Source organism: Galliscardovia ingluviei (assembly GCF_014635685.1).
Classification (GTDB): Bacteria; Actinomycetota; Actinomycetes; order Actinomycetales; family Bifidobacteriaceae; genus Galliscardovia; species Galliscardovia ingluviei.
In genome coordinates this window covers 694,713-721,106 of sequence record NZ_BMDH01000001.1, presented here as the reverse complement: position 1 = coordinate 721,106, position 26,394 = coordinate 694,713, and the positions used below count along the sequence as shown (strand labels likewise).

Genomic DNA, 26,394 nt, shown 5'->3' with positions numbered 1-26,394 from the left:
AGTAAACTTGACCACAGTGCAAAATCGGAGGTAATTGTGGCAATTGTAAAGATTGTTCTTGAGATTATTGTTGTTTTAGCAAGTGTGTTGCTCACGCTGCTGATTTTGATGCATAAGGGCAAGGGAGGCGGTCTGTCCGATATGTTTGGTGGCGGTTTGACTGCTAATGCTGGTACCTCTGGTGTTGCAGAGAAGAACTTGAATCGTTTAACAGTTATTGTTGCTTTGATTTGGGTTGCTATTATTATTGCACTTGGCCTTATGGCAAAGTATGGTATTGCGTAACTGTAATCGCTACGTTTAAGTAGATAGCAGGCAAGCAATGTTGCTTGTGGTTGCTAGCTGTATTGGGGTAGATTCGCTGAGAATCTGCCCTTTTTATTTTCCAAATAAATCAGCGTGGGTGCCTGTTCTTGAAGCAGTGAGAATAAGCTTTTGTTCAATTGTGCTGTTATACTGAGTTCAATATATTGAACAAAGTAGGTGAGCTATGCAGAATTCTGAACTTTTTTCGCAACGCCTAAGAGCAACGATGCAAGAACGCGGATTGAAACAAATTGATATTGTGCGAAGTGCACAACACCATAATGTCAAACTGGGAAGAAGTCATATTAGCCAGTACGTTTCTGGTCATAGCGTACCTCGTGCGGATATTGCTGCATTTTTAGCGCAAACACTTGGTGTAGATGTTCAATGGTTGCTCGGCGAAACAGAGGCGACTGTATCACAAAATAGTGAACAGCAGCGTACCGAACAGTCAAATGCATATAAAGTAACTCGTCATGCGCAGTCATCTTTGGAATATGGTGCAGATTACCAGCCATTACAACCCTATGCAGCGCCTTTACGCTTAAAAGCTGATGAACAAGATACACAACCTACTCGCACTTTTAGCAAATCTCATAAACTCGATGATGTGCTCTACGATGTGCGTGGTCCAGTAGTTGAAGAAGCACTGCGCATGGAGGCAGAGGGCACTGATGTACTGAAATTGAACATCGGTAATCCTGCGCCATTTGGATTCAAAACACCTGATGAAGTAGTCTATGATATGCGTCGTCAGCTTACTGACTGTGAGGGGTATTCTCCAACTCGCGGTTTATTTTCTGCACGTAAAGCAATTATGCAGTACTCACAGATTCGTGGGCTGCCTAATGTGGGTATGGATGATATCTATACGGGCAATGGTGTTAGTGAGCTAATCAATCTATCAATGTCAGCTTTGCTAGATAGTGGCGATGAAGTATTAGTACCGTCTCCTGACTATCCGTTGTGGACAGCGTGCGTAACCTTGGCTGGTGGCACTGCAGTGCATTACACTTGCGATGAACAGTCCGAATGGTATCCAGACATTGACGATATGCGTGCGAAAATTACTGATCGTACAAAAGCTATTGTTATTATTAACCCAAATAATCCAACGGGCGCAGTATATCCGCGTGAGATTCTTGAACAAATTGTTCAAGTGGCGCGTGAGCATCAGTTAATTATTTTCTCAGATGAAATCTATGATCGTCTGGTGATGGATGGGTTGCATCATACGTCTATCGCATCTCTTGCTCCAGATTTATTCTGCGTGACATTCTCTGGACTTTCTAAATCTCATATGATCGCAGGATTCCGCATTGGTTGGATGATTTTAAGCGGTAACAAGCGCATTGCCAGCGATTATATTGAGGGTTTGAACATGCTCTCCAATATGCGCTTGTGTTCAAATGTGCCAGCACAGTCAGTGGTGCAGACGGCGCTGGGCGGGCATCAGAGTGTGAATGACTATATTATTCCTGGTGGTCGTATCTATGAACAGCGTGAGACTATTATGCACGCGCTTGATCAAATTGATGGGATCAGTTATGTGAAGCCAAAAGCAGCATTCTATATTTTCCCGAAAATTGATGTGAAAAAGTTCAATATTCATAATGACGAACAGTTTGCGCTTGACTTGTTGCGTGAACAGAAGTTGTTGATTGTGCATGGCGGCGGCTTTAACTGGAAGCAGCCGGACCATTTCCGCATTGTGTATTTGCCGCGCAATAGTGTGCTGAATGAAGCAGCTGGCCGTTTGCAAATATTCTTAAGCCATTATCGCCAGTAATTGCTGCACGATATATGGCACTTTTGTAGACATGTTATGAGATGTCACTATGTAAAGCCCGTGTGTCTGTGCAGTATATAAACTCACTATGTAGCTACAGGACAAGTGTCGTAGTTTTGAAATTGACTTCAACCTGACTTTAAGTTGTACCGTCTTCATGTACAGAATTTTGATTAAGTGTGAGGAGCAATATGCAGTACACAACACTTGGCAATAGCGGTATTGAAGTCTCTCAACTGTGTTTAGGTGGCATGTCATTTGGTAAGGCGTCTGCTGATTTTCACCAGTGGACACTTGACCCGGAGCACGCACAGGCAGTAATCGCTCGAGCATTCGAGCAGGGGATTACCTTTATTGATACAGCGAATACCTACTCTTTTGGTACCAGTGAGCAATATATTGGTCAGGCATTGCGGAATTTAGGTATTGCGCGTGATCAAGTAGTGTTAGCCAGCAAAGTATATTTTAATGAAGGGCATCTTTCTGCCGCTGCAATCAAGCGTGAAATTGAAGGAACGCTGACCAGACTTGGCACTGACTACCTTGATCTCTATATTATGCATCGTTTTGACTACGATACGCCTATTGAAGAGACGATGAGTGCTCTTAATGATTTGGTCGTTGAAGGCAAGGTGCGTGCTCTTGGTGCTAGTGAAATGTATGCGTATCAATTCTATGATTTGCAACTTACTGCTCAGCAGCATGGTTGGACTACGCTCAGCTCATTGCAATGCCATTATAACTTGCTCTACCGTGAAGATGAGCGGGAACTGTTGCCATTGGCTCGCCGATGGAATGTGTTACCAACGCCGTATAGTCCACTGGCCAGTGGGCATTTAGCGCGTGCTTCTTGGGATACTGATTCTACACGTTCGCGCACTGATGCGACCATGCGTTCTAAATATGATCATGAGCGTGCACTTGATCAGCCAATTATTGAACGAGTGGCAGAAGTGGCGCATGCTCACGGTGTGCCCATGGCGAGTATCGCTTTGGCATGGCATTGGACGCATGGAGCTAGTGCGCCTATTGTTGGGTGTTCAACTCCAGAACGTGTTGATCAGGCTGCTGCAGCATTAAATGTTCAACTTTCTGAACAAGAAGTTCAATATCTAGAGGAACTGTATCGCGCTCACGAGCTTGTCGGTCCGATGGCACGTCCAGGTGAGCAGGCATTAGCAGGCACCTGGAAGCGCGACTAGGCTGTATTCAAGTAAACACGAACACCTTAATTATTGTTCACGTTGTATTCGTTCCCACTTATGTAATAGTGTTATAAGGCTAGCAGGGCAGCCTAATGCAACTAACATGCTGCATAGTAATACGGGGTGTAGTGATTGGGCTGCAATTGCTAGTGTAATGCCAAGTACGCAAGTTCCCGCCATGGATAAGGCACAAGCAATAGTGATTATTAGGTGTGCTTTCTTCATAGAGAAACGATCTTGTTTTGTAATAACTGCGTTTAATATGAGTATGAGTAGTGACATTATTACCATAGCAAGCACGGTTTCCATACCGATAATACTTTGCATAAATGGTTGCAAATAGGTAAGTTCAGGCCAATTCAGAAAACCCGCTTGTATCTGCTCGTTTGCCAAGATGGCTAGTCCTGCAATAATACAATCTAAACAAAGCATACATATCACGAGCATTGGTATCACCGAACTCTTTCCTACAAAACCATAGACTTCTTCGTCTAGAACTCTCTTTGAATGTAATTATATATATATTCAACACGCAGTGTTTGCATTCTATAAAAGTGGGACAATGAAGATATAGCGATTACAGAATACGTATTCAATGAGGAATACATATTGTGTATCTATCTACCTCACGCTGTTGCGCCAATTCGTTGGTTGGCATTAGCACTCAGTATCGCTTTATTACCAATATTCTTTTATTTGCAACGTACACGTCCAAAAATCTTTCTTATCGCTATCAGTTTGGTGTATATAGCGAATATATCTAAACAGCAAAAGCAAGATAGCACAGACCAATAGAAACTATGAAACTATATAGTACGTAGGAGCGCGAGTGATAATGTAAATAGCTACACTCAGGTTGCGCGATCATTTGTAATAAAAAGAATGGGGATAGCTCATTGAACTATCCCCTCAGTTTGCGTATGACTATCCTAATGTAACTATTTAGTTAGCACATACACTATAGTTGCATGAAGATTGCAATCAGCCATTCACGCGGTCGATACCAGCCTGGACATCAGCCAAGACGGAATCCCAAGACTTGATGAATGCTGCAACGCCATCAGCTTCGAGCTTGTCGGTTACTGCCTTGAAGTCGATGCCCAAGTCAGCGAGCTTGTTCATGATAGCGTGGCTTTCTTCGTAGGTGCCCTTGATAGTTGGAGCGCCATTGCCATGATCTGCCAAAGCGTTCAAAGTCTTTTCTGGCATGGTGTTGACAACGAATGGAGCAACCAACTCGTCTACGTACACGCAGTCAGAGTAAGCTGGGTTCTTGGTACCAGTGGAAGCCCACAGTGGACGCTGCTTCTTAGCGCCCTTAGCTTCGAGAGCTGCCCAGCGTGGATCCTCAGCGAACTTCTTCTCAAAGAGTTCGTATGCAATGCGAGCATTAGCAATTGCCGCCTTGCCTTCGAGAGCCTTAGCTTCATCGGTGCCGATCTCTTCAAGCTGCTTGTCTACAGCGGTGTCAACGCGGGAGACAAAGAAGGAAGCTACGGAACCAATGTGCTTCAAATCATGGCCGTTAGCATCAGCCTGTGCAATACCTTCGATGAAAGCGTCGATAACCTGCTCGTAGCGCTCAAGAGAGAAGATCAAGGTGACGTTTACGGAAATGCCCTTAGCAAGGGTAGCGGTGATTGCTGGCAAACCTTCGAGGGTTGCAGGAATCTTGATCATAGCGTTTGGACGGTTGACCTTTTCCCATAATTCTACAGCTTGCTTCTCAGTTGCTTCAGTCTCGTGTGCGAGGCGTGGGTCAACTTCGATGGAAACGCGACCGTCAACGAAATCGGTCTTTTCTGCAATCTCGCGGAAAATGTCTGTTGCATTACGCACATCGGTGGTGGTGAGCTCGCGAATAGCAGTCTCTACGTCTACCTTACCGAGTTCCTTAAGCTGTGCGTCGTATGGGCCAACCTGGCTCAAAGCCTTCTGGAAGATGGATGGGTTGGTGGTAACGCCGACAACGTTCTTGTCTGCAATAAGCTCCTGCAAATTGCCGGACTCGATACGGGTACGGGACAAATCGTCCAACCAAATGGATACGCCGGAATCAGACGTGCGCTGTGTTGCTTCAGTCATCATTTCTCCTTATTTATTAAAATCTAAAACGGGTAGTGTGCACGGGCAGTATGTAAAACTTGAAATACATTACATACTTATAAGCGCGTGTAACGAGCCCTGCGCACACTACAATATTGAGTTTTCGTTTGCTCTAGTTTAGCGAGCTTCTGCAATTGAAGCCTTGGCAGCATCAACAACATGCTCAGCAGTAATGCCAAGATCAATCATGTTCTGTGCGCCATCGCCCTGCAAGCCGAACTGCTCAATGGAGATTGCCTTGCCGTAAGAGCCAAGATACTTGTACCATGGCATAGCAATACCAGCTTCGATGGAGACACGTGCCTTGACATCTGCTGGCAATACGGACTCACGGTAATCAGCATCCTGCTGCTCGAACCATTCCATAGAAACCATGGAAACAACGCGAGCCTTAATGCCTTCTTCAGCCAAAGACTTTGCTGCAGCAACTGCCCACTGTACTTCGGAACCAGAAGCCATAATAATGACATCTGGAGTGCCCTCAGTATCAACAAGCACGTAACCACCGCGGCGTACGCCTTCGCGTGCCTTCTCAGCAGTCTCAGCAAGGGTAGGTACGCCCTGACGGGTCAATACCATTGCTGCTGGCAAAGTGTTGTCCTTGGTGAAGAATGCGCGATAGGCTTCAGCAGTTTCCCACTGATCAGCTGGACGCACTACTTCAAACTGAGGGATGCCACGGAATGAAGCCAAGTGTTCAATTGGCTGGTGGGTTGGACCATCTTCGCCAAGAGCTACAGAATCATGAGACCAGATGAAGAGGTTTGGAATCTCCATAAGAGCTGCCAAACGTACTGCTGCACGCTCATAATCTGCGAACTGGAAGAAGGTGCCACCGTATGGGCGGGTGTCGGAACCGAGGAGGATGCCGTTGGTAATAGCGCCCATGGCGAACTCACGAACACCAAAGTGGAGCTGACGACCATACTCAGAAACATTTGGATGCTGGGTAGTGGCGTACTCAGCTGGAGCGAAGGATGCTGCACCCTTGAGGTCGGTGTTGTTAGAACCGCCCAAATCAGCGGAACCGCCCCACAGCTCAGGCATAACTGCAGCCAAAGCGTTGAGTACCGCGCCAGAAGCCTTACGAGTAGCTACCTTAGAGCCAGCTTCAAAACCAGCTTCAAGCTCATCAATAGCCTTGTTGAAGTCCTCAGGAAGCTTGCCGGCATGGATACGCTCATAGAGTGCTGCCTTATCTGGATTTGCTGCCTGCCACTTCGCAAATGCTTCATCCCAAGCCTTGTGTGCTTCCAGACCGCGCTCAGCAACCTTGCGAGCGTGAGCAAGTGCTTCCTCGTCTACTGGGAAGTCAACATCTGGATCGAAGCCCAAAACTTCCTTCAAACCACGAACAGCTTCGGTGCCGAGCTTTGAACCGTGGGAGGATGGGTCGTTGGTCTTGCCTGGGGTTGGCCAAGCAATCAAGGTATCTACCTTGATGAACTTTGGTCGATCGGTGACCTTTTCAGCCTTATCAAGTGCTGCAGCAAGTGCTTCAACATCTTCCTTATAAGAGCCGTCTGGCTGAATGAAGCTCACTTCATCGGTGTACCAGCCGTATGCTTCGTAGCGCTTCAAAATATCTTCAGCGAAAGCGATCTTGGTTTCGCCTTCAATCTGAATGTGGTTTGCGTCGAAGATAACGGTCAGGTTGCCGAGCTTCTGGTTGCCAGCGAGGGAGCTTGCTTCGGAGGAAACGCCCTCTTCGACATCGCCTTCACCGCAGATAACCCATACCTTGTGATCGAATGGGGAGGTTCCTGCTGGAGCTTCTGGATCGAGCAAACCGCGCTCATAGCGCTGGCCATATGCGAAACCAACTGCGGAGGCTAGACCTTGGCCCAAAGGACCAGTGGTGATTTCAATGCCTGGAGTTAAACCGTACTCTGGGTGGCCTGGTGTCTTGGTGTCAGCGCCGCCGCGGAAGTACTTCAAATCGTCAAGAGTCAGTCCATATCCGGACAAATACAGCTGTACATACTGAGTCAGTGATGCGTGGCCGCCAGAAAGGATGAAACGGTCGCGTCCTGCCCACTGTGGGTCAGCTGGATCATGCTTAATATAGTGCTGATACAGTGTATAAGCAATTGGTGCTAATGACACTGGGGAACCTGGGTGTCCGTGTCCTGCGCGTTCAACAGCATCTGCAGAAAGCACCTTTGCCATTTTTACAGCACGTGCATCCAAGTCGGACCAAGTGAAATCGGTCATGGGGTTGTACTTCCTTCCATTGGGATGGAACTGATGGCACCCTCAAAACCATGATTGCAAGAGCAACCAGTTTTGAACGTGCGCATCTGCTTCATGTGCTCTTTAATGCTATCTCAGATTACAGACTTAATTTGAGGTGTGGCGCACAAAAATGTTTATAAATGTAAATCAATGCAAGGTAAACTTTCAATTTTGTAAAATATTTGTTTCAAAATGTTGTATTATGCGCTGGGCGTGTATGCTGACTAGCACTCAAAGGCGAAGAGTGCTACAACTATATTCGTACAAAGGAGGTGAAGATGGCACAAGATAGACGCATGGTGGTACTACGCGCAGTAGTAGAGGATTATATTCGTACTCAAGAGCCAGTCGGTTCCAGCACATTAGCAAAAAACCACCAACTCGGAGTGAGTTCAGCAACTATTCGCAATGACATGGCAGCTCTGGAAGAAGAAGGCTATCTCACCCAACCTCATACCTCCGCAGGACGTGTTCCTACAGACAAAGGGTATCGTACTTTTGTCGATAGGCTTGCTACAGTAGTGCCGCTTTCTCAGGCGCAACGTGATGGTATTCGCACATTTTTATCAGGATCCGTTGATCTTGATGATGTGTTACGCCGTGCCGCGCGATTGTTGGCACAAATAACTGGTCAAGTTGCTGTAGTAGCAGCACCATCTCCAGCACGTTCGCGCTTGCGGCATTTGGAACTAGTGCCGTTAGGACCACACACCATATTGCTAGTTATTATTGGTGATACTGGTCGTGTAGAACAACGCACACTTTCTGTACATGAAGAACTGAGTATGGATGTGCTTGCGGCATTAAGCAAAACCATTAACGCACACAATGCAGAGCAGCCATTGAAGTATGTTGCAGGACAGTTACATGCCTTGCAGGTACCACATCAGCAGCAGGAACTGGTGCTTGCTATTGCTCGCGTATGTGAGGAACTTGCAGCGCAAGAGCAGTCTAACCAGATTTACATGGCAGGTGCTTCACAGCTAACCCATACTCATACCGTAGATTTGACCACTATTCGACCGTTGCTCGATGCACTTGAGGAACAGATGGTGGTTATGAAACTCATGACTACTTTGGCGCAGGTTTCACAGTCACATGGTGTTGGTGTGGCTATTGGTGCGGAAACACAGACACCAGGATTGTTGCATGCCTCCGTAGTAACCAGTGGTTATGGGTTATCGAATGTCGTTTATGATGATGTGGCAGATGGCTCAAGTATGGAATCGGGTATGAGTGCAGACGCTTATCAGCATCGTTCTTCTGGTGGGGTGCATGACATGGAAAGCGGTGAGCAGACCCAACAGCATACTGATGCTGCCGATGTGACAACACATCCTACAGGCGAACCGTTAGCTGTTATAGGTTCTATAGGTCCAACACATATGGATTATGCAGCAACAATTGCCGCAGTTCGAGCTGTAGCCATGTATCTTACTGACTTTATGGGAGATGCATAAACCATACAGACCGACATAAACCATGCAGACTGAACTGTAATACTGCAATTGAGAAGAGCAACCGTTATAGTTGCACATAGTTTTGGCAATACACCTTGGTAAAGGAATACTTGTGACTGACTATTATGAAGTACTCGGCGTAGACCACAATGCCAGTGACGATGATATTAAAAAAGCATATCGCAAAATGAGCCGCAAATATCACCCAGATATTGCAGGGCCAGAATTTGAAGATAAGTTTAAGGAAGTCAATTCAGCATACGAAGTATTGTCGGATCCACAAAAACGACAAATGTATGACCAAGGTGTAGACCCTAATAATCCACAAGCATCAGCAGGATTCGGTGCTGGTGGATTCGATATGGGCGATATTTTTGGCTCCTTCTTCGGACAAGGCTTCGGTGGAGGAAGCGGGCAAGGTCCAGTACCACGCACTCAGCCAGGGCGTGATTCGCTAGCAAGTTTGAATATTGATTTACGTACTGCAGTATTTGGCGGTACTGAGCATGTTGATATTCATACTATGGCATTATGCCCAGATTGTGGTGGTCGTGGTACTGCCGAAGGCACGCAGCCAGTAACTTGCCCAGACTGCCAAGGTCGCGGGTTTACGCAGAAGGTTGTGCGCACGCTGATTGGCCAGATGATGACCTCAGCACCATGCCCACGCTGCGAAGGACACGGCACTATTATCGAAAAGCCTTGCCAAGGATGCGCTGGCCACGGTCGAGTACGCACTAAGCGTACTGTTGGTGTTTCTATCCCTGCAGGTATCAATAATGACACACGTTTGCGCTTAGCTTCACAAGGCGAAGTCGGTGAAGGCGGTGGTGCTGCCGGAGACTTGTATATCGATGTGCGTATTCGCAAGGATAAGACCTTTGTCCGTGAAGGCGATGATTTGCATTGCTGGATTGAAGTACCAATGAGCTGGGCAGCGCTTGGTCATGCTGTACGAATCAACACATTTGACGGCGAGCGCTCATTAGATATTCCGGCAGGATCGCAATATGACGACACTTTGCGTCTTGAAGGGCTTGGCGTAACACATTTGCGCTCTGATGGCGAGCGCGGTGATATTGTCGCTCATTTAGTAGTAAAAATTCCTACATCCTTGTCTGAGCACGAGCGCGAATTGATTGAGCAATTTGCTGATTCGCATGATGATGACGATGAGCATATTGAAGCAGTTTCTTCGCACAATAAGCCGTCAGGATCGAAGCGCGGATTCTTTAGCAAACTTAAAGACGCACTGTCCTGATAAAGCGTACTAATGCTAAGTACATATGCTAAGCGTGCCAACTGCTCGACACTACTCGCATCGCTTATCCATACACCATCGGTACCTTGCTGTGGGAGCATATAGAAATACTCGCACACACTGCTAATATAAACGCAACAAATATAACCACAGCGTTACTATAGTGTGCACATACCGTGTAATCGTGAGCAAACCACGTCATAAATTCACGCAGTAGGACTATGCTCAACATGCCACATCGAATACATGAATGGATGGTTGTATGAATATGCTGCAAGCCATAGTGCTCGGTCTAGTCCAAGCACTAACAGAATACTTACCAGTGTCATCAAGCGCGCATATCCGCATTATCGGCGACCTTATGATAGGACAAGACCCGGGCGCTGCCTTCACCGCAATAATTCAACTCGGCACCGAACTAGCAGTATTGCTCTATTTCAGACACGATATCATCCGCATCCTCGGCGCATGGTTCGCCTGCCTCTTCGGCAAATACGGCACAACATGGAAAGAACGGCTCGGCGCTCGCAATAAGGACGCGGCACTCGGCTGGTATATTATTGTCGGCACATTGCCTATTGTGATTGCCGGCTTGCTCTTTAAGCATGCAATCGAAACTACGTTGCGCAATCTATGGATTACTGTAGCTGTGCTTTTTGCATTTGGTATTCTGCTATGGATTGTTGACGCGCGTAGTGTGCAAAAGAAAACTATTGAGCAAATGAATGTTCGAGAGGCGCTACTCTTTGGCATCGGCCAGATGCTGGCATTGATCCCCGGTGTTTCGCGCTCTGGCGGTACTATTACGTTTGGTCGCGCTATGGGCTATACGCGTGAAGCAGCTGTACACGTGAGCTTTTTGATGGCTATTCCTGCGGTTTTTGGTGCAGGAATTCTTGAGGCAGTAAGTGCTGTTAAGGATGTTGCGAGTGGGCAAGCTGGTATGTTTCCGGGCTGGGGTCCAACTATTATTGCTGCAATTATTAGCTTTATTGTGGGCTATGTTGTTATTATTGGATTCTTGCGCTTTGTTTCCACATTCTCATACAAGGCATTTGCTGTTTATCGTATTGGCTTAGCAGTTGTGGTGGCATTATTGTTGATCACAGGGGTGCTGCCTGCAATTGACCCAGCTATGGTCGGGTAGTAGGTTATGTAGCAAATATTTATAGCAACTATTTGTAGTAGCTTATACAACACTAAATTTAATAAGCCCAATCGAGTGGCAGTAGTTCTAGATTACTAGTTGTACTTGCCAGACGGTTGGGCTTATTTGTACGGTTGATTGTAGTTGCCTATGGATTTTTGTTTATGGTTTTGTATATGGCTGAGGTAGTGCCTCACTATGCGCGTTACAAGGCAGCGGGATTGTCGAACGAACGCAAAAACTCCTCAGTTTCTTCAACTAATCGCTTAGCATGAGGAGCAGAAAGCGATGGGGTAGAACCAGCTTCTTGCGTATCAATATTGCGCTCAATATGGTGAATATAGTCCTGTAATTGATCATTGGTTGCCATCAACATATCGCCATGGCGACGCCAACGCTCAGCTTTACTAGCAAGTTCTGCTTCGTCAATATCAATTTCTGTAAGTGCGCTAATTTCTTCTAAAAGGCGCAATGTTCCTGCATCGCAATCATCATGACCCATGTATTGAGGGACAGCAACCCACAGTGAGTGTGATTCAAAGCCTTCTTCCGCAGCGCTGATATTAAGCACTGTAGGAATACCAACAGGACCAGTGTAGGTATCTTCTTCAGCAACATCATCATCGCCGTCTGACATAAATACTGGCAGTGCGCGAGTGTGTGGCACATCAGAATACATCGATCCGAGGGTGATGATGTCTGTTACATCGCACTCGTCAGCAAAATGCATCATACGCTGACAAAAATCTGACCAGTGCAGATTAGGTTCTGGACCCATAGCAACATAAAGCTTTTGTGGCGCGCGTGTACTTATAGCTTGCGCAGGCTGGTCATCAAGTGTGAGTTCATATAGGGTAGTTTCTGGCCAAATAATTTGTTTACGACCTTGGACAACGCACATCATCGGTCGTGAGACTTGAAAGTCATAGTAGTCATCGCAACAAATATGTCCTATTTCTCGCGATGGATACACATCAAGCAGATGCCGAACAACATTAGTCGCAGCTTGGCTTGCATCATTCCAGCCTTCAAATGCTGCAATCATATAGCGTCGAGGATGTCCATTGTCAATCATGATTGTAAGCCTACAAGATAGGATAGGAAACCAGTAGGGGACTATGCCATATGAGAACGAATTACGCTGTAAACACAATAAGAGAGCACGAGATGATGTTGCTGCATAACCGAAAAAACCAGCGTGCTGGGGTGGCGAGTACGAGTCCTGTGAACAGGGTTGCTACTACAACGACAAGCGCTAGGAGCTCTCGTGATACACGTTGTGCAGTATGCATACGCACATCCTTTCATCTTATTGTGGTACTGCCGTTCAGTACCAGCACTGCACTACCCCTATGCAGGTTAAAAAGAAAGCCGACCAGAAAACTAGTCGGCTAGAAAATGTATTTATTATTTAATCTTGGCATACACCATTTATACACCATCCGCCGACATCTACCCATTCATCTTCTGATGAGCTAGACCCGCCTTGTGATGGCGCTGGTGTTGTTGGCGTTTTAGCGCTTCTGCCTTGCTTCGGTGTTGGAGTGTAGTTTCCACCGCCTTGAGGTGCAGTGTACCCACCGCCATTGCCAGTGGAGCGTGGAGTAGCATACCCGCCACCGGTCCATGAATTGCCAGTGTAGGATTGTGCGGAGTTGGCAGACTGTGTGGCGGCTTGTTCGTCTGCTTGACGTTTAGCTTCCACACTCTGGTTGACGGCGTTGACTGCGTTGTTGAGTGTTTCGGTGGTGAGCTGCTTTATGTCGCGTAGTTTCTTGTCAGCAAGACGTTGTTTCGCTTGGTCAATCGCCTGCTGCAACTGGTCGCGTACCGTGTTGTCTGAGACTTTGCCGTCAGAGCCATCCAGTGTTTGCTGTGCTTGAACGTCGTGCTGCAGAGATGCAAGCAGGGCTTCACACGCATGTTCACGATATTATGGAGTAAAACTCATGATAAAAGCGTGGCATGATTTAGCGTGGGAGGATTACCTATACTGGCAACAAGTGGATAAGAAAACACTTAAACGCATTAATCGACTTATTACAGATATTGAAAGAAATGGTTACCATTGTACTGGCAGTCCAGAACCATTAAAAGGAAATCTACGCGGGTATTGGAGCGTTCGTATAGATAAGGCTAATAGAATAGTTTTTCGTATTCAAGATACCGTGCTTGAAATTATTGAGTGTGGCGGTCATTACTCAAGATACTAGTTTTGGCAGTCTACGTACGGCTTACGAATCGCAACATGATGAAATTAACAAAATGTAACTATCAAATGACTTAACAGTTCTAGTGTTTAGGAAATGGTACACAAACCTGTTCTTGACCTTAGCAATTACGTTCCTGCAAAGGTGATAGTGCTATCGTTGACGTTGTGACCAGCGATGAGCAGATGCTGTAATTGCATGCATGGTAGTTCAGCAAAGGAGCTGTATGATGAGCAATGAATCCACTCGACAATGCGTGCAATATGTCCAAGATCATATGGAGTACCTAGTTTGGTGTACAGCTAATATCGAAGTGCATGTCACCGTCTGTGAAATACATGAGATTCTTAACAATGCCAATTATTGTGCGCTTCCATCACGCACTATTACCACAGTGCATAATATTCATCGCGCATGGCAATACTTAATTGACAATATAGATCAGCCAGTTGATTGGCAGACGCTATGCGATTACAACAGCCTTATAGGGCAAGGTCTTGAATCAAACCCAGGCAAAGCACGTACGGGACAAGTAAGCATTTCGGGGACAACTTATATTCCGCCTGCACACACTGTTTTAGATGATGTTTTCATGCAGTTTGAGCTAGTTCGACAAGAGTTAGATCCAGTTAAAGCGACTTGTCGCCTGTTTGCAGTGACTTGTCGCCAGCAATGGTTTGATAACGGTAATAAACGTACTGCAATTATGATTGCTAATCATTGGCTTATACAACATGGGGTAGGAGTGTTCACGCTGCCACCTGAGCGTATGGGCGGCGAGTTCACGGACTGGCTACTGGATTACTACGAAACAGCACAATTGAACTCTTTTAGTCGTTGGCTTCAATATCATGCGATAGGCGATATGAAGTATCAGGGATTAACACAAGCTCAGCAAGATGGAGTTGATCACTCATAATGCTTCTCTCTGAGCATTGTGCCGACGGAAAATTCCAGTCAGTACAATAGCGTCAGTAGTATCAGCGGCGTCAGCGTGGTAATGTCGGAGTAATTTTTCTCAATGAAAGCTGCCGCAAACATCTTCCAAAATGCATAAGAGAGCTATTGTTCCTCATGTGTATTGTCTGACTTTGCTGGCATTTTGCCAAGCGGCTTTTGTGGTAGTTTCATGTCTAGAGGAAAGTGTTCTTGCATATCAAGTAATTGTTGGATTTCGTTTTCAGTTAGTGATTTACCATCGCTAGCTATGATTTCTTCAATTTCTTCTCGTGAGGTTTTCTTGCCAGACATTTTGTAAAATAACGTGATAATTTGTGCTAACTGAGCTACATACGGATCTCTCGGATTAAATAATCCAATAAGTTCTCTAGCCATCAGATACTCCTTTCATATGCAGCACTGCATATCCGGCATACATTGATAGATAGTATTGTACAGTGCTTATGTGTATCTCTACTCATGCGTCCCCGAAATATACTATTGGTAAATATGTTCAGATATTAAGAACTGTACCAAAATTTTTTACCTAGGCGAGCATTCAATAAAACTGCGTTACAACGCATTGCAATAAATCAAACAGCAAGGGCAATATGAGTTATACTGCTACAATCTCAATATTGGTAATACTGATACTAGTCAATGTTTAATCGGTTTGGTTTGCTGGCGTGCTTTCTCTGGAGCAATGTCGATGTGACCATTGTCCCATATGATTGTGCCGTATCCAACTTGAGCTGTGCGAAATAGGTCTGGGTTGGTAAGTTTATTGAATGGTTTACACACGAAATATGGCTGCATGTCGAGTATGCCATGGTATCCATCTTCAAACATAACTTCGAGTCTATGATTATCGAGCACTTTCACCCAAGTAACATCTACCAGCATTCACCTTCACCTCTTATTGGGTAGTGTAACACCAAATGATTTCAGCTATTCTATGTGGTATATCGATTGATTTTGGGACAGATTGTGTGATGTGTTGTTATCCATGTAAACGAACTCGACACGCCGTAGTTTGCATATGACGATAATGGTGGCTATAGTAAACACTCGTGCTCAGCACAAAGCCTTCTGGCTTGGTGCTGAAGTACATGTGCGGACATAGCTTAGTTGGTAAAGCGCAACCTTGCCAAGGTTGAGACCGCGGGTTCGAGTCCCGTTGTCCGCTCTAAGGTCCGAGGAGTTGACGACCTTACGGTGGGTTAGCCAAGCGGTTAGGCAGCGGCCTGCAAAGCCGTATAGACGAGTTCGACTCTCGTACCCACCTCTCCACAGCGTGGAGCTGGGCGGTTGGCGCAGAGGCTAGCGCACTTCCCTGACACGGAAGGGGTCACAAGTTCGAATCTTGTATCGCCCACAAGTTCTTCGGAACGGAAAAAGAAACCTTCGGGTGATTGGCGCAGCGGCTAGCGCACTTCCTTCACACGGAAGGGGTCACAGGTTCGATTCCTGTATCACCCACACAGCCGTATGTGCTATTTGTTTTGCGGACATAGCTTAGTTGGTAAAGCGCAACCTTGCCAAGGTTGAGACCGCGGGTTCGAGTCCCGTTGTCCGCTCTCTTTTTTGTTGAAATTCCAACGTTTTCTCACTGTCTTAACCATTGTGTTGTATAGTATTTTTTACTTCCATTACCAATAGATGCACACCGCTTATCGGCGTGTCGCAATCTACCTCCAGTAGCACGACACACCCAACCAGTGAGCGCAACACGCCCAGTTTCAGCACCTGATAGCACTATTTTTGCACCAAATTTGTACCACAATTTTGGGAACTTCTTAATGACGCACATGGGTATGCATGAGGAATAACATGTTGCAAAATCAAGAAAAACCCTTTGGGCACATTTATGAGAGAAGAAGAAAAGACGGTTCGATATTTGCGTATCGAGCCGTGTATTCTGCACCATATTCGTCAAAGCGCGTGACTAAGGATTGTCCAAACCATGAGCAAGCCGTGTCGTGGCTGCAACAAGAACAATTACTAGTCCAAGCAGACCAAGCCGGCATTAGCACATGGACACACCTAAGAGTGCGTGAAGGACTGGCACACAACCCTCGATTTCATGATTGGGCGAAACCATACTATGAAACTCATTTACGCCAAGACGCATACGGTAACCTGCTCGCTCCTGCGACATTACGAGTCAAAGATTTAGCGTTTGCCAGGCTTGACCAGCATTTTGGCAATGTGCGCCTGCAAGATATCACACCGCGTATGGTGCAAGCTATGGTACATCAGTGGGATGGTGAGCCAACTCCAATCCGCACTATGTATATTCTCTTACATGCGTTAATGCGCGATGCTGCCAACCCACCTGACGGTTCAGCTCCGTTAATTAAACACAATCCATGCACTATGAAAGCGCCTGCAAAACTTAAACGAGTTCACGCTGTTGCTCCAGTGAGTGATACTGAGATTGCTGCGATTATTCACGCCATGCCTGAATATACAGCGATTAGTATTCATTTAGCATTAGCGTTTGGATTACGCATTGCTGAAATCTGCGCTCTACAGGTTGGTGATTTTGATTTCCAGCAAAAAACACTGACTATTCGCCATTCAGTCAGACGTGGAGAAGGAGATACTGGCCCTATGCAGGTTTCAGCGACTAAAACGGTTCTTCGAGGAAAGCACGTGCGTAGTTACCGGGAGGCAGGCCATGGAGGGCAGTTTTTTGCGTGAATTCTCTCATATTTCCTGTATGGAGATAACGTTCAACAACTATTTGACATGATAATCGTTTTCATTTATACTAGATAATGAAAATCATTATCATTAGGAAGGTCTATCATGCCTACGTCAACAATGCAGGCGATAAGCTGCCGAACACGAAAGCGTCGCGCGCTCTTCTCGCGGGTGACGGGGGGAATAGCAGTTCTTGCGTTATCATTTGGCGCATTCTTCACAGCTCCGGCCGTTGCTGAGGAAACAAGAGATTCCCCACATACAGAAGAAACGTCCGCCCGCACGATAGATTCGGGTGAGGATGCTGATGCACTCTCCAATGCGGAACTCGCCGAGCGCAGGCAAATGCTCTATCACAGGCATGTTGATGCGGCGCATGTTGCATGGGATGCCGAGAAGAACAACTTCAAAATCCAAGTGGTGGATGGCGCAACACCCAAAGAAGCAGACAGCGTCCTTGTGCGGCTTGGTCCCGATGCAACAACCGACGGCAGAGAAGTGTCAAGGATCAAACTTCCAAGCTCGAATAAGCTTTCCTTCCTTGGCGCGCCAGGCAGCATTCTGTGGAATGCTCCTGCCAAGTTCTACCAAGGGTGGTTACCAGTGTGGGCAGGTATGGGTGCTGGGCATGATATTCCCGACCATATCGACGGCGAGGTTATCAAACTTGAGCTCATGAAGGTGGATGGCCCGGGCGCGGCAACAATCTGGAACGGTGATATGAGTGAAGGTGGCAAAGCCGTTCTTTCTTCAAAGGATCCAAGCCTGTTCTACATCCTTTCCGAAGGAGGGCACGGGCACTTCAATTGGACCTTCGACAAACCAGGGCGATACACCTTCCACTTTCGAGCCTCGGCAAAAACTATCGACGGGCAAACAATAACATCAGATCCATATCAGGTGATCTGGCTTGTTGGCAGCGATGAAGAACTGGGGCTTGCACCTGGCACCACTAGCGGTAGCCCCATTCAGATACCTGCTGAAGACTTCGATACTGGAGAAACAGATACTCGCCTGGGCGATGGTGAGAACACAGACGTGCCAGTAGTCTCTGAAGAAGATAACATTACTGCGGCAGATCCGCCGATGGAAGGGCGATATACCTGTGCCGTGCCAGGCCACTACGATCTTGCAGTGAAGATAGGAGACGATCGCAGCGTGAGCGCAGCGGTTCGTGACGACCACGCGAAAGAATACGGCGCCTACGAACTCCTTATCCCCGTACCTGATTCGGCCATGCGCACTCTAGAACATAACTCCTATACGAGGGCTCTTTCGCCGCTGGGCGCTCATGGCAGCAAGATTTGGGTTCTGCCGGAAGTTCAGGCGAGCCATCTGCCGTGGCTAGGTTTTTCTACAGAGAGTGTAGATTACAGCGATATTAACCCACAAAAAGGTGTACGGCTTTATCTGGACAGTTTCTATGGCCCCGGGCGTATGCTCACCTATGACGACGATGGAATTAACCCCATTGAAACTGTGCTTGATTCTCGTCAGGTGGAGTACTCCTACAAGTTCTTTGAACCCACCCATCGCCACACAAGCATGGCATTTAACAAACCTGGCCTGTATGACCTCGGTTTTCAATACACCGCCTTCTTCAAGCCAGTTGAAGGAAAACATGACCAAAATTATACCTTCAACGACGTCTATTATGCTGTCGGCAATGAAGAAATCGACAAGTTCTGCCCAGGGTGGCTCGAGCAATATGATGTAGCCTCACCTGCTGCTGAGGCTAACCCGAAGCCGACTGATAAGGAAGCTGAGGCTAACTCGAAGTCGACTAATAAGGAATCTGACACCTTTGATACGGGAAAGGCCGCAGCAAAGGTGCCAGTTGCGCCACCAACGCTCACGGAAAATCTTCCAGCAGAAGAACGGCATGAGGAGATCTGCGAGCCTGTGCATATCACTCGCCCTGCAACGGATGAGGAATGGCGCGCCTTGCAGGCGGGAAAGAATGTTGCACGAGCAACTCTCACCTTTAACGTCGGCGATGTAGCTTCAGGCAATGCCAGTAATGGGCACTTCGATCTCGGGCCGGTCGTTGAAGGTGGCAAGCTAGCGCTCAAAGTGAAGGATGATCGCGGGCAGGTGCCGCGTTGGGTATCTCCATCGAGTTTGAGCTTCGCCCTAGGCGCTTCAGCTCGTATGCCTGCTCCGCCAGCACTTTCGTCTATTGCCACACAAGGTACGTCGATCTGGCTTATCTCCTCGGTACAAAAGCCCGGAGTTCCGTGGCTAGGTATGAACTCTCAACATCCAGGTTTGAGAGGTGCCACAACAGGGCCAGTGACGTTTACATTGGAGGCTGTGCGTGGGCCGGGGAAGGTCCTCATGTTTGAATCCGGGAGTCTTGGTGGTGGAATTGGGCGATCCCTCTTCACTCGTTCTGGTTCATCCTTCACTCTGCCAGCCAATACACACGCACACTACAACTGGGTGTTTTCGCAGCCGGGCACCTACACGATGACAATTAGTGCACGCGTTACCCCCACAGCGGGTAGCCCACTTGCTGCATCCTCAGGAAACGTCACTCTTACCGGGAAACGCCCGATGGTCGATGACGTTATTGGGCGTACAGCCTCTGGTAAGGACTGCGTTCTTCCTGCTGACGTGAAGGCACGCTTCGCTAAACACAATGGCATTAAGCTTGCTCACACTGGCACTCAGGTGCAGATCTTAGTCGGTTTCGCTCTTCTTGCACTAAGCGGCGGTGGATACCTCGTATGGGCAGCTCGTAGGCGTAGCAGGAGTGGATTAGCATGAAGCTCCCACGACTAAAAAGTGTCAGCGTCCTGGTGGCGCTGACACTTGCCTTGGGTGGTTGCACTGAGCAAGGCAATCACACATCCGACGGTCAATTACGCATTGTGACCACAACGGGAATCCTTGCAGATCTCGTGCGTAACGTCGCTGGAAATCGCGCCTACGTGAGTCAGCTTGTGCCAGATGGAGCAGATCCACACTCCTATGAGCCCTCGCTGCGATCCATCCGAGATGTGGCCTATGCAGATCTGGCATTCTCGAATTATCTCCTCCTCGAGCAACACTCCATTATTAAAGCGCTCGATGCTAATCTCCCCAAGGATTCTCTCTCGGTGTCTATTGCAGAAGAGGCCTCAAAATCCGGTGCAACGATTCTGCCTCTTGTAGAGAACCGCTCTCTCGATGCGCTCTGGCTCGGAATGCGTGTTGCAGGCCAAGGCGCAGGAGCAACGCGAGCAAGCGAAGTCGATCTGACGGTGAACCGTATAGAAGGCTCAGGTGAGGCCTCCTCGTATCTCACCACCACCTTCGGCTCGCCGGAAATCGCTTTCAGTTCCTCGGACGGTTTCGATGCAGGCGATGGCTATGCCGAGGATACGACCGTCCTTCCTTATGGTGCACACCAACATATGAGCTGGGCATTCACCAAGCCCGGCATCTACCGCATCCATATAAGCGCCAAGCTCCGCATTAACGACCACGCCCGCCCACAGGCCTTGAAAGAAGGCGTACTCACCTTCGCGGTGGGCGTGGATCCGAGCGAGATTGCCAGCAAGGAACATCGCCTGATCCTCGACCACGGGCACGCCGATGTCACCGTGGATCTACAAAGCGAGAGAATCACCCTCATGATTGACGAGGTAAGCGCGCCACCAGAGGTTCAACGCGCCCAAGGGGCTGCTTTCGTTCCCGGTTTAGCAGCGTTCGATCTTGAGAACCTCGTTATTTCCGTTCCTCCCCGAACGCTAACGGAGGTGCCAGGAAGCGCTGGTTTCAGATTCCTCGGCCATCCAGGAGACGACATATACATCCTTCCACAAGCCGTGCTCGGCAAACACGTTCACGGCGAGATTGACCCACATTTATGGCACGACGTTCACAACGCTGCTGCCTACGTGAAGGTGATCCGAGACAAGCTCATCGCAGTGGATCCTCACGGCGAAACCTACTACCGTGTCCAGGCCGAGCACTACCTAAAACAGCTCGAAGAAGTCGATATGTATATGAATAAGAAAATATCGAAGATACCCCTAGAAAAACGTCAACTTGTGACAACCAACGATGCATATGCATACCTTGCCAATGCCTATGGCCTCACCATCGCAGGCTACGTCGCCCCACATCCAGGAGTGGAACCCTCGCTCGCTGATCGCCGCAAACTCACCAGTACAATTGAAAGCCTCAAGATTAAGGCCGTCTTTCTTGAGCCGCAACTCCACAATCGTCGCTCGCCGCTTGAAGCCGTGGCGCAACAAACGGGAGTCTCCCTCTGCACACTCTATGGAGACACTTTCGATCGAAACGTCAACACCTACCTCGCAATGGTAAAAGCCAACGCAGATGAACTTCTCGCCTGCCTTGCAGGTAGGTCGGAGAAGCAACATCATCACAACCACTAGCATGAAAGCGCCACACCACTACGCACATAGAAAGGAACCGCATGAGGATGCACCACACCACCGCACATACGATAGCCAAAGTAGGCTGTGCACTCGCAATCGCCCTTGCCTCACTCATCACAGGAACACCGAGCTTCGCCCAGCCACGCGACTCAGAAGATCCCCAACTCCAACAACACGTGGCAGCAGACGAAAAAATTGAGATAGGAAGTGCAGAGATCGCTGCCGGGCATATCGACATCGGACCGCGCTCGCGTGAAGGCAGCTGGAGTATCCTCGCGCGTGACGATTCAGGATCTGAACCCGTGTGGCGAGATCCGTCTGAACTCGTTATACGTGTCAAAGACGAAGCCCTTCTCGAAGCGCCCACTGGAGAAGATTTCGCATTTATGGCTGCCCAGCCTGGCGAGAAATACTATGTGATTCCCCAAACCCAGAACCCTGAGATTGTATGGCTGGGCTGGAATACACAAGATCCGCAGATCACTCGAGAACTAGCTCGTGGGGCGACGATGAGAATCGGGCCGATCCAAGGGCCAGGCGATGTGTGGCTTTTCCTTCAAGATGGCGCTTTCGGTGCGCCTTTACGTTTAGCAGATTCACGTGCTGAGAAACCACAAGATATTTGGGTGGACGTTAATACGCATGTCCACGCCAATTGGGTGTTTTCAGCTCCTGGTGCCTATGTTGCACGCGTGAGCTTTCTCGGCGAGATGAGCGACGGCTCTCAACGTGAAGCGCACACACTGTTACGTTTTGCCGTAGGAAATGACGTTACAGCAGACCAGGTGCGGACGATGGCGCTCGAAGAAGAATCAACTGCATCTACAAGGTCAAGTGAAACCGCTCCTAGCGCCCAGGGTAGCGATGCTGGTGGAGACGAGAACAAGGAAGAAGCCGGCGTTGCCGCCTCCACGATTGCGATCGGTGCTCTTGTAGGCGTGGCAGGGCTGGTAGCACTCGCGGTGATACTCTACCGCGGCCGAATTGTCCGCAAAGAAATTGCTCAGGCACGCGCGGAACAGGAGTGAGAAGTGACGACGCTCGATCAACACCACAATATTCCCTGCGAGATTTTCACTGAAACAACTCACGATCAATGTCTCGAGGATCCCCCGATTCTCTCGGTGCGTGATATTGACGTTGATTTAGGTGGGCGCCCAGTGCTGCGCGGCGTCAATCTTGAAGTACGGCAGGGCGAACTTGTCGGCCTTATCGGCCCCAACGGCGCAGGTAAAACGACGTTACTGCGCACAATCCTACATCTCACCCCTAAACGCCGAGGCAGTGTAAGCCTTCACGGCCACGCTGCCCGCCGAAAAATTGGATATGTTCCTCAACGTCACGAGTTTGCCTGGGATTTTCCAGTGACGGTTCGCGAAGCGGTGCTCTCGAATATTACGGCTTCCTTGGGGTTGTTTCGCCGTCCGCGCATAGAACATCAGCGCGCAGTTGAGCGTGCACTTGCGCGCACCGACATGAAACATCTTGCCGATCGACCTGTGGGAGAGCTTTCGGGCGGGCAACGCCAACGCGTGCTGGTTGCCCGTGCACTGGCACTTCAACCTGCGATTTTGCTCCTCGATGAGCCGATGACAGGTTTGGATATGCCCACCCAAGAAATGCTCACGGGGCTTTTCCGTTCTCTCGCAGATGAAGGGCACGCCGTGATTATGACAACCCACGATCTGATCTCGGCGCGTGCTGTGATGGATCGTCTTGTTCTTATCCGTGGTGAGATTATTGCTTCGGGCACGCCGAGCGAGCTCGATTGTGCCCAAGCTTGGGTGGAGACCTTCCAAGTTGGCATTGATAATCCTCTCCTTGCCGCCCTTGGCCTTAAGGAGAATGGCCCTGTGGAGGAGGTAGGTAAGCGGCCTGCGCGCGAGGGGGAACCGAAACACGAGTGCAACCAGCCTATCGAAGGCGAGGGCGCTGACCACGTTGTATTAAAAGGCAGTGGCCGGTTACATGGCACTGGCCATTTCGTATTTAGCAAGGGAGTAGGACGATGCTGACCCCATACGAATTCATTCAAGATCTTTTCAATCCCATGCTCTCCTTCTTACCACGAGCGCTTCTGATGGCAGTGGTGTCTGCAATCGTTTGTGGGTTGGTTGGCTCTCATGTTGTGCTGCGAGGAATGGCGTTTATCGGTGATGCCGTGGCACATTCTGTATTTCCCGGCCTCGCGATCGCCTTCGTGATCGGTGGTTCCCTCGCTCTTGGCGGAATGGTAGCGGGTGTTGCCACCGCCGTTATCGTGGCGCTTTTGAGCCAGCACCGCCGCGTCAAGGAGGACTCGATTATCGGCGTGCTCTTCGCTGGCAGTTTTGCGCTCGGCGTGATCGTTATTTCTCGGGCACCGGGATACGCGGGCAGCCTACAAGATTTCCTCTTTGGATCCATGACGGGTATTCCACGCGAAGATGTGCCAGCGGCACTGATCGGATCAGCCTTGGTGGTTGGGTTATTGATCGTGTTTCACCGCCAGATCCTTGCGGTTTCTCTCGATCGGGAAACAGCGCGTGCTGGCGGATTAAACGTGTTGTTTTACGACGTTCTTGTGTATGTGTGCGTTTCGATGGCCGTGGTGATGTCAGTGCAAACGATCGGTTCGATCCTTGTGTTGGCGCTTCTTGTGACACCCGCTGCAACAGCACGCCTGCTCAGTGATCGCATCGCGACGATGATGACGCTCGCTGCCCTTATCGGTTCTCTTGCCGCAATTTTCGGTGTGTATATATCTTGGTCTTTCGATTATCCGACGGGCGCAACAATCGTCATGCTCTTGACGTTAAGTTTTGTGACTGCATGGCTTTTTGCTCCTCGTCACGGTTATGTGACCTCGCGAATTCTTCACAAGCGGTGAGGAAGATCCTGCGTGCCGCTCGTGAGCTTAAGGTTCACAAAGCAGAGTTGAGAATGTGTCGCAATCTACCTCCAGTAGCACGACACACCCAACCAGTGAGCGCAACACGCCCAGTTTCAGCACCTGATAGCACTATTTTTGTACCCATTTTGTACCCACATTTTGCTCAAGTCACTGTGACACATGTCAATAAATTGAGCTTATTGACACAGGTTCACATTCGGCATTGTTCTAAGCGTATTGCAATAGTAGTGAGAAAACTACGCACATACTGCGTATCCAGTACAACCCCTGGCTGTCAGTTACCACTATAAGGTTTTTCTGGAAGTGGGGTTGGTTCTGGGAACTGCTCTTGCATGGCAAGCAGTTGCTGGATTTCTTCTTCTGTAAGCGTCCCACCCCATTGTTCAGCTGCTTTAATAATTTGTTCTCGATTTGCAGTAACCCTCTTCAGCTTGTACGCGAGAATAATTGAGTCGCGTACTTTCTGAAATGTTGTCGCGTTAGGATTAAATAATCCAATTAGCTGGTTAGTCATATCTGCCCCTATCCACTCACGGCGTTTATGACCTATACATGAAATAAAGTGTTATTGCAGACAAGAATGATACCAACGACCAAGAGCATAAAATGACTAAAGAATTTGTCGGACTCATTGATCCAAACAGTGCGTATAGTTTTGTTGCTGGCAACGTGAAAGCGTTTTATAAAATATCGAAAAAATAACCGACGAGGCTGCTATACGGCGCATGGGCGAACAAGTCGGTGTCATTTTCACTCAGGCGCAGATTGATGAAATATTTGAAATGCAGACTGGCGAGTAAAATTTTGAGGGTTTGTTTTCGTACACTGGTGTACAGTGGTGCGTATGCAGATTTATCGTAAATCACGAATTAGTGCACCTCAAGGTTTTTTTGAATGCGAAGGTAGAGGATTACAATGGCTGGCTCAGGCTCAGCAGGCAGGTGGTCCTCGCGTCGTAGAAGTTGTTGATTGGTCTGAAAACTACTTAAATATTGAGCGCGTCCAGGAGCGACAAGCTACCGCAGATGCTGCTTATAATTTTGGCGCAGCATTAGCGAAAATGCATGATTTTGGGGCACAATATTTTGGTCAAGCACCGGATCGTTACCACGGTACTTGCTGGTTTGGTCCACTACAAGATCCTGTTCCTATGGATACCGGCTCTTGGACTGACGTAGTTACCTACTTGGTCGAAGGGCGTCTTATACCTATGGTGAAAATTGGTATGAGCCGCTTCGAATTGAATGACTATGATTTGCAACTTACCCAAGATGTCGCACAAGCATTACCAGAATTACTTGGTAAAGCTGCTGATGATAAGCCTGCTCGCGTTCATGGCGATTTGTGGGCTGGCAACGTCATGTTCACTCAGCGCAAGCCGGGACAAATAGATGAAGATGGCACTAAGACCAATTCCAGCGCTAACCAATCTCATCAGCTACGTGATACCGATATCGAAGCAGTGCTTATCGATCCTGCAGCCCATGGTGGTCATCGTGAAGAAGATTTAGCAATGCTTCATCTTTTTGGCATGCGCCATCTTGATGCCATTATGGAAGGCTATCAACGTGTGCATCCGCTAAAGGCTGGATTCGAACAGCGTTTGACTATTTGGCAGCTATACCCAATTGCAGGACATGCAGTGTTTTTTGGTGGGGGATACGTCAACCAATATCGCTCGATGTGCCGTTCACTATTGCGCTAAAACGTTCATTCTTGCTGTGTCTGTGTATTGGCAGCATAATT

22 protein-coding genes and 5 tRNA genes are annotated in these 26,394 nt (G+C 48.2%); 20 read left to right on the top strand and 7 right to left on the bottom strand.

What is annotated here, in order from left to right; genetic code table 11:
• The first annotated feature begins 36 nt into the window (after positions 1–36).
• The 3 genes from secG (at position 37) to IEU85_RS03010 (ending at position 3,297) form a co-directional block, all read left to right on the top strand.
• Positions 37–285, top strand: coding sequence for a preprotein translocase subunit SecG (gene secG / locus IEU85_RS03020; RefSeq protein WP_188354732.1), 249 nt, complete (start codon positions 37–39; stop codon positions 283–285).
• Between the two features lie 205 nt (positions 286–490).
• Complete coding sequence (locus IEU85_RS03015) at positions 491–2,095, top strand: aminotransferase class I/II-fold pyridoxal phosphate-dependent enzyme (RefSeq protein WP_229714700.1); 1,605 nt, start codon at positions 491–493, stop codon at positions 2,093–2,095.
• A 191-nt stretch (positions 2,096–2,286) separates the two neighbouring features.
• The gene (locus tag IEU85_RS03010) at positions 2,287–3,297 is read left to right on the top strand and encodes an aldo/keto reductase (protein WP_188354731.1); all 1,011 of its coding nucleotides are present in this window, start codon (positions 2,287–2,289) and stop codon (positions 3,295–3,297) included.
• A gap of 984 nt (positions 3,298–4,281) precedes the next feature.
• Here IEU85_RS03010 and tal read toward each other — a convergent pair.
• Positions 4,282–5,385 carry a transaldolase gene (tal, locus tag IEU85_RS03005; RefSeq protein WP_188354730.1) on the bottom strand — a complete coding sequence of 368 codons (1,104 nt, stop codon included), beginning with the start codon at positions 5,383–5,385 and terminating at the stop codon, positions 4,282–4,284.
• A gap of 138 nt (positions 5,386–5,523) precedes the next feature.
• Positions 5,524–7,620 (bottom strand): transketolase, encoded by a 2,097-nt coding sequence (gene tkt / locus IEU85_RS03000; protein ID WP_188354729.1) that lies wholly within the window; start codon positions 7,618–7,620, stop codon positions 5,524–5,526.
• 299 nt (positions 7,621–7,919) lie between these two features.
• On the opposite strand from tkt, the gene hrcA reads away from it, so the two are divergent.
• The 3 genes from hrcA to uppP all read left to right on the top strand — a co-directional run bounded on the left by hrcA (position 7,920) and on the right by uppP (position 11,509).
• On the top strand, positions 7,920–9,101 hold the full coding sequence (gene hrcA, locus IEU85_RS02995; protein WP_188354728.1) for a heat-inducible transcriptional repressor HrcA: 1,182 nt from the start codon (positions 7,920–7,922) through the stop codon (positions 9,099–9,101).
• Positions 9,102–9,213: 112 nt separating this feature from the next.
• On the top strand, positions 9,214–10,362 hold the full coding sequence (gene dnaJ, locus IEU85_RS02990; protein WP_188354727.1) for a molecular chaperone DnaJ: 1,149 nt from the start codon (positions 9,214–9,216) through the stop codon (positions 10,360–10,362).
• 262 nt (positions 10,363–10,624) lie between these two features.
• A complete protein-coding gene (gene uppP, locus IEU85_RS02985) occupies positions 10,625–11,509 on the top strand; it encodes an undecaprenyl-diphosphatase UppP (protein WP_188354726.1) in 885 nt (294 codons plus the stop codon).
• Between the two features lie 205 nt (positions 11,510–11,714).
• Here the strand turns inward: uppP and IEU85_RS02980 are convergent, their stop codons facing one another.
• Complete coding sequence (locus IEU85_RS02980; protein ID WP_229714699.1) at positions 11,715–12,584, bottom strand: PAC2 family protein; 870 nt, start codon at positions 12,582–12,584, stop codon at positions 11,715–11,717.
• Between the two features lie 336 nt (positions 12,585–12,920).
• Positions 12,921–13,328, bottom strand: coding sequence for a hypothetical protein (locus IEU85_RS02975; RefSeq protein WP_188354725.1), 408 nt, complete (start codon positions 13,326–13,328; stop codon positions 12,921–12,923).
• Between the two features lie 130 nt (positions 13,329–13,458).
• Between IEU85_RS02975 and IEU85_RS02970 the strand changes: the two genes are divergently transcribed.
• Both IEU85_RS02970 and IEU85_RS02965 read left to right on the top strand, forming a co-directional pair.
• The gene (locus IEU85_RS02970; protein WP_188354724.1) at positions 13,459–13,722 is read left to right on the top strand and encodes a Txe/YoeB family addiction module toxin; all 264 of its coding nucleotides are present in this window, start codon (positions 13,459–13,461) and stop codon (positions 13,720–13,722) included.
• Between the two features lie 223 nt (positions 13,723–13,945).
• Positions 13,946–14,638, top strand: coding sequence for a Fic family protein (locus IEU85_RS02965; protein WP_188354723.1), 693 nt, complete (start codon positions 13,946–13,948; stop codon positions 14,636–14,638).
• A gap of 143 nt (positions 14,639–14,781) precedes the next feature.
• On the opposite strand, the gene IEU85_RS02960 is transcribed toward IEU85_RS02965, so the two are convergent.
• On the bottom strand, positions 14,782–15,054 hold the full coding sequence (locus IEU85_RS02960; RefSeq protein WP_188354722.1) for a hypothetical protein: 273 nt from the start codon (positions 15,052–15,054) through the stop codon (positions 14,782–14,784).
• A 261-nt stretch (positions 15,055–15,315) separates the two neighbouring features.
• Positions 15,316–15,561 (bottom strand): DUF2442 domain-containing protein, encoded by a 246-nt coding sequence (locus tag IEU85_RS02955; RefSeq protein ID WP_188354721.1) that lies wholly within the window; start codon positions 15,559–15,561, stop codon positions 15,316–15,318.
• A 210-nt stretch (positions 15,562–15,771) separates the two neighbouring features.
• On the opposite strand from IEU85_RS02955, the gene IEU85_RS02950 reads away from it, so the two are divergent.
• The 11 genes from IEU85_RS02950 (at position 15,772) to IEU85_RS02900 (ending at position 24,624) form a co-directional block, all read left to right on the top strand.
• Positions 15,772–15,844: transfer RNA gene (locus IEU85_RS02950), tRNA-Gly, on the top strand.
• 28 nt (positions 15,845–15,872) lie between these two features.
• A tRNA-Cys gene (locus IEU85_RS02945) sits at positions 15,873–15,943 on the top strand.
• A gap of 17 nt (positions 15,944–15,960) precedes the next feature.
• Positions 15,961–16,033: transfer RNA gene (locus IEU85_RS02940), tRNA-Val, on the top strand.
• Between the two features lie 31 nt (positions 16,034–16,064).
• Positions 16,065–16,137 (top strand) — tRNA-Val (locus IEU85_RS02935).
• A 25-nt stretch (positions 16,138–16,162) separates the two neighbouring features.
• Positions 16,163–16,235: transfer RNA gene (locus tag IEU85_RS02930), tRNA-Gly, on the top strand.
• A 253-nt stretch (positions 16,236–16,488) separates the two neighbouring features.
• Positions 16,489–17,361 (top strand): tyrosine-type recombinase/integrase, encoded by an 873-nt coding sequence (locus IEU85_RS02925; protein ID WP_188354720.1) that lies wholly within the window; start codon positions 16,489–16,491, stop codon positions 17,359–17,361.
• 108 nt (positions 17,362–17,469) lie between these two features.
• Positions 17,470–20,133 (top strand): TIGR03773 family transporter-associated surface protein, encoded by a 2,664-nt coding sequence (locus IEU85_RS02920; RefSeq protein WP_188354719.1) that lies wholly within the window; start codon positions 17,470–17,472, stop codon positions 20,131–20,133.
• Positions 20,130–21,752: an anchored repeat ABC transporter, substrate-binding protein gene (locus IEU85_RS02915; RefSeq protein WP_188354718.1), complete on the top strand. Its 1,623-nt coding sequence runs from the start codon at positions 20,130–20,132 to the stop codon at positions 21,750–21,752. Before IEU85_RS02920 ends, IEU85_RS02915 begins: the two co-directional genes overlap by 4 nt.
• A 41-nt stretch (positions 21,753–21,793) precedes the next feature.
• A complete protein-coding gene (locus IEU85_RS02910; RefSeq protein ID WP_188354717.1) occupies positions 21,794–22,783 on the top strand; it encodes a choice-of-anchor M domain-containing protein in 990 nt (329 codons plus the stop codon).
• A gap of 3 nt (positions 22,784–22,786) precedes the next feature.
• Positions 22,787–23,770: an anchored repeat-type ABC transporter ATP-binding subunit gene (locus tag IEU85_RS02905; RefSeq protein ID WP_229714698.1), complete on the top strand. Its 984-nt coding sequence runs from the start codon at positions 22,787–22,789 to the stop codon at positions 23,768–23,770.
• A complete protein-coding gene (locus tag IEU85_RS02900; RefSeq protein WP_188354716.1) occupies positions 23,764–24,624 on the top strand; it encodes an anchored repeat-type ABC transporter permease subunit in 861 nt (286 codons plus the stop codon). Before IEU85_RS02905 ends, IEU85_RS02900 begins: the two co-directional genes overlap by 7 nt.
• Positions 24,625–24,922: 298 nt before the next feature.
• Here the strand turns inward: IEU85_RS02900 and IEU85_RS02895 are convergent, their stop codons facing one another.
• Positions 24,923–25,162: a hypothetical protein gene (locus IEU85_RS02895; RefSeq protein WP_188354715.1), complete on the bottom strand. Its 240-nt coding sequence runs from the start codon at positions 25,160–25,162 to the stop codon at positions 24,923–24,925.
• 330 nt (positions 25,163–25,492) lie between these two features.
• On the opposite strand from IEU85_RS02895, the gene IEU85_RS02890 reads away from it, so the two are divergent.
• Positions 25,493–26,353, top strand: coding sequence for a fructosamine kinase family protein (locus IEU85_RS02890; protein WP_188354714.1), 861 nt, complete (start codon positions 25,493–25,495; stop codon positions 26,351–26,353).
• The last annotated feature ends 41 nt before the right edge of the window (positions 26,354–26,394 follow it).

Bases quoted from the DNA above. Each gene is read 5' to 3' on its own strand.
- IEU85_RS02895 (WP_188354715.1), bottom strand. From the start codon at position 25,162: ATGACTAACCAGCTAATTGGATTATTTAATCCTAACGCGACAACATTT.
- IEU85_RS02915 (WP_188354718.1), top strand. From the start codon at position 20,130: ATGAAGCTCCCACGACTAAAAAGTGTCAGCGTCCTGGTGGCGCTGACA.
- IEU85_RS02920 (WP_188354719.1), top strand. From the start codon at position 17,470: ATGCCTACGTCAACAATGCAGGCGATAAGCTGCCGAACACGAAAGCGT.
- tkt (WP_188354729.1), bottom strand. From the start codon at position 7,620: ATGACCGATTTCACTTGGTCCGACTTGGATGCACGTGCTGTAAAAATG.
- IEU85_RS02890 (WP_188354714.1), top strand. From the start codon at position 25,493: ATGCAGATTTATCGTAAATCACGAATTAGTGCACCTCAAGGTTTTTTT.
- IEU85_RS03015 (WP_229714700.1), top strand. From the start codon at position 491: ATGCAGAATTCTGAACTTTTTTCGCAACGCCTAAGAGCAACGATGCAA.
- IEU85_RS03010 (WP_188354731.1), top strand. From the start codon at position 2,287: ATGCAGTACACAACACTTGGCAATAGCGGTATTGAAGTCTCTCAACTG.
- IEU85_RS02970 (WP_188354724.1), top strand. From the start codon at position 13,459: ATGATAAAAGCGTGGCATGATTTAGCGTGGGAGGATTACCTATACTGG.
- IEU85_RS02980 (WP_229714699.1), bottom strand. From the start codon at position 12,584: ATGATTGACAATGGACATCCTCGACGCTATATGATTGCAGCATTTGAA.
- IEU85_RS02910 (WP_188354717.1), top strand. From the start codon at position 21,794: ATGAGGATGCACCACACCACCGCACATACGATAGCCAAAGTAGGCTGT.
- IEU85_RS02900 (WP_188354716.1), top strand. From the start codon at position 23,764: ATGCTGACCCCATACGAATTCATTCAAGATCTTTTCAATCCCATGCTC.
- IEU85_RS02965 (WP_188354723.1), top strand. From the start codon at position 13,946: ATGATGAGCAATGAATCCACTCGACAATGCGTGCAATATGTCCAAGAT.
- hrcA (WP_188354728.1), top strand. From the start codon at position 7,920: ATGGCACAAGATAGACGCATGGTGGTACTACGCGCAGTAGTAGAGGAT.
- IEU85_RS02960 (WP_188354722.1), bottom strand. From the start codon at position 15,054: ATGGCTAGAGAACTTATTGGATTATTTAATCCGAGAGATCCGTATGTA.
- IEU85_RS02925 (WP_188354720.1), top strand. From the start codon at position 16,489: ATGTTGCAAAATCAAGAAAAACCCTTTGGGCACATTTATGAGAGAAGA.
- IEU85_RS02955 (WP_188354721.1), bottom strand. From the start codon at position 15,561: ATGCTGGTAGATGTTACTTGGGTGAAAGTGCTCGATAATCATAGACTC.
- uppP (WP_188354726.1), top strand. From the start codon at position 10,625: ATGAATATGCTGCAAGCCATAGTGCTCGGTCTAGTCCAAGCACTAACA.
- tal (WP_188354730.1), bottom strand. From the start codon at position 5,385: ATGACTGAAGCAACACAGCGCACGTCTGATTCCGGCGTATCCATTTGG.